This window comes from Actinacidiphila bryophytorum (assembly GCF_016916835.1).
GTDB lineage: Bacteria > Actinomycetota > Actinomycetes > Streptomycetales > Streptomycetaceae > Actinacidiphila > Actinacidiphila bryophytorum.
In genome coordinates this window covers 1-2592 of the sequence record NZ_JAFFIX010000061.1, presented here as the reverse complement: position 1 = coordinate 2592, position 2592 = coordinate 1, and the positions used below count along the sequence as shown (strand labels likewise).

The 2592-nt window shown below is 68.8% G+C and carries 2 protein-coding genes; one reads left to right on the top strand and one right to left on the bottom strand.

Going from position 1 to position 2592, the window contains the following annotated elements; all coding sequences use genetic code 11:
* Positions 1 to 1025 (bottom strand): extracellular catalytic domain type 1 short-chain-length polyhydroxyalkanoate depolymerase (locus JT723_RS34555; RefSeq protein ID WP_205048864.1); only part of this gene is annotated, 1025 nt, incomplete at its 3' end.
* 611 nt (positions 1026 to 1636) lie between these two features.
* Here JT723_RS34555 and JT723_RS34550 point away from each other — a divergent pair.
* On the top strand, positions 1637 to 2592 hold a 956-nt coding region (locus JT723_RS34550), incomplete at its 3' end, for a glycoside hydrolase family 10 protein (RefSeq protein WP_205048865.1).

The following is a 2592-nucleotide window of genomic DNA, read 5'->3' as shown; positions in this document are numbered from 1 at the left end:
GTGGACGTACCCGTCGACGTACCGCCCGAGGTGCTACCGGAGCCGTCGAGGCCGAAGAAGGTGATCGCGCGGGCCGCCATGCCGTTGGTCGGCAGCGAGTGGCCGACACCCGAGATGCTGAAGGCCTCGACCGGTGCCTGCGCCGAGTTGGTGCCGTAGCGGGTGTGGGTCCAGCCGGACTGCGGGCTGTCGGTGAGGACCGGGGTCTGGCTCACGCCCAGCACGTTGGTCCACTGCTTGATCTCCTCGCCGAAGTTGTTGTAGTTCAGCGTGGTGTCCGCGGTGCCGTGCCACAGCTGGACGCGCGGCCGCGGGCCGCTGTAGCCGGGGTAGGCGCCGCGTACCAGGTCGCCCCACTCCTGCGGGGTGTGGCTGATCTGGCCGTTGGCACAGGCGCTGTTCCAGCCCGAACCGTCGGAGGTGGCGAAGCACGCGAAGGGCACGCCCATGAAGGCCGCGCCCGCCTTGAAGATGTCCGGGTAGTCGCCCAGCAGCACATCGGTCATCATCGCGCCCGACGAGGCGCCGGTCACGTAGACCCGGCTGGCGTCCGCGCTGTTGTGCTGTTCGACGTAGGACACCATCGAGGCGATGCTCGCCGGGTCGCTGCTGCCGTTGTGGGTGAGCGCCCCCGCGGAGGAGACGTCGAAGCACTGGCCGCTGACGTTGGCGTCCGGGTAGATGACGATGAAGCCGTACTGGTCGGCGAGCGTGTGGAACTCGGTGCCCGAGTAGAAGGCGGGGCCGGTGCCGGTGCAGTAGTGGACGGCGACCAGGATCGCCGGGTTGGGCTTCACCGAGTTCGGCACGTACTCGTACATCCGCAGGTTGCCCGGGTTGCTGCCGAAGTTGGTGACCTCGGTGAGCGAGGCCGCGGCGGCGCTCTGGGCGGACAGGGTGACCGCGGTCAGGATCGAGGCGACCGTGGCGAGCAGCGCGGTCAGCAGCGCGGCGAGGCGCTTCCTGCCGCTGCCATGACGGGTGCCGGCGGTGGAGCCGCCGCCCGGCGCTCGTGTGGGGGGCATGGCGTGTCCTTTCGGGGCGGTGCCGCCCCGGCGGAGGCTCCCTCTCCTGCCTGGGCGGTGCACGGGCGCGGGCGCCCGATGACTTTGCGAAAGATTTCGACCCTTGCGCGAATGTTTCGGGCACCATATGGCCGCAAAGTGACAGAGTCAATACATCCGGCGATGTCCCACAGGCTGCGGTCAGATCGGCACGACCGGACGGCCACCCGTGCTCCGCCGCCGGAAAACCGCCCGCACGCAGGCATCACGACACTGTCCGACACCCTGTCAAAAGCCGACTGCAGCCGTCCGGTTGTTTCGGAAAGGATCGGAAAGCAGTCGTTGACGTTTCGAAGCCCAGGGTCCACACTGGCCAGCGAATCACCTCCTCCCGGCCACGCCGCGCCAGCGGCACAACTCCCGTGGCTGTCACCACCCTCGCGAATGGACCCCCACCCGTTCGGGCCGGTGCACCTCGTGCTGACCCGGACTGCCAGCAGAAGAGGAAGAAGAGGTTGGAAGTGATCAGTCACACCCCCCGAGACGGCAGCGAGCCGGGCAGGCGGCGTCGCTCCGGTCTGCGGATCGCCATCGCCGCGGGCACGGCAGGTGCAGTGGCGGCCATCGGCCTGATGGCGACCGCCGGCACCGCCCACGCGGTCGGCACCCTGGGCAACGCGGCGGCGGCGCAAGGCCGCTACTTCGGTGCCGCGGTCAGCACGGCCCACCTCGGCGAGTCCGCCTACGCGGCGGCCCTGGACGCCGAGTTCGGCGCGGTCACGCCCGAGAACGAGATGAAGTGGGACACGATCGAGTCGAGCCAGAACTCGTTCAACTTCGGTCCCGGCGACCAGATCGTCGCCCACGCCCAGGCGCAGAACATGCTGATCCGCGGGCACACGCTGGTCTGGTACCAGCAGCTGCCCGGCTGGGTGTCGGGCCTGAGCGCCTCGGCGCTCGAGTCGGCGATGAACAACCACATCACCCAGGTCATGACCCACTACAAGGGCAAGATCTACGCGTGGGACGTCGTCAACGAGGCCTTCCAGGACGGCGGTTCCGGCGCCCGCCGCAGCTCGCCCTTCCAGGACAAGATCGGCAACGGCTACATCGAGGAGGCCTTCCGCACCGCGCGGGCCGCCGACCCGAACGCCAAGCTCTGCTACAACGACTACAACACCGACGGCGTCAACGCGAAGAGCACCGCCGTCTACAACATGGTCAAGGACTTCAAGGCCCGCGGCGTCCCGATCGACTGCGTGGGCTTCCAGGGGCACTTCAACTCCCAGTCCCCGGTCCCGTCCGACTTCCAGGCCAACCTGCAGCGCTTCGCCGACCTCGGTGTCGACGTGCAGATGACCGAGGTGGACGTCGCGGGCTCCGGCACCGCGCAGGCCAACAGCTACTCCACCATCGTCAAGGGCTGCCTGGCCGTGACCCGCTGCACCGGCATCACGGTGTGGGGCGTCACCGACAAGTACAGCTGGCGCAGCAGTGACACCCCGCTGCTGCTCGACGGCAACTACCAGAAGAAGCCGTCCTACGACGCCGTTCTCGCCGCGCTCGGCGGCGGCGGCAACACGTCGGG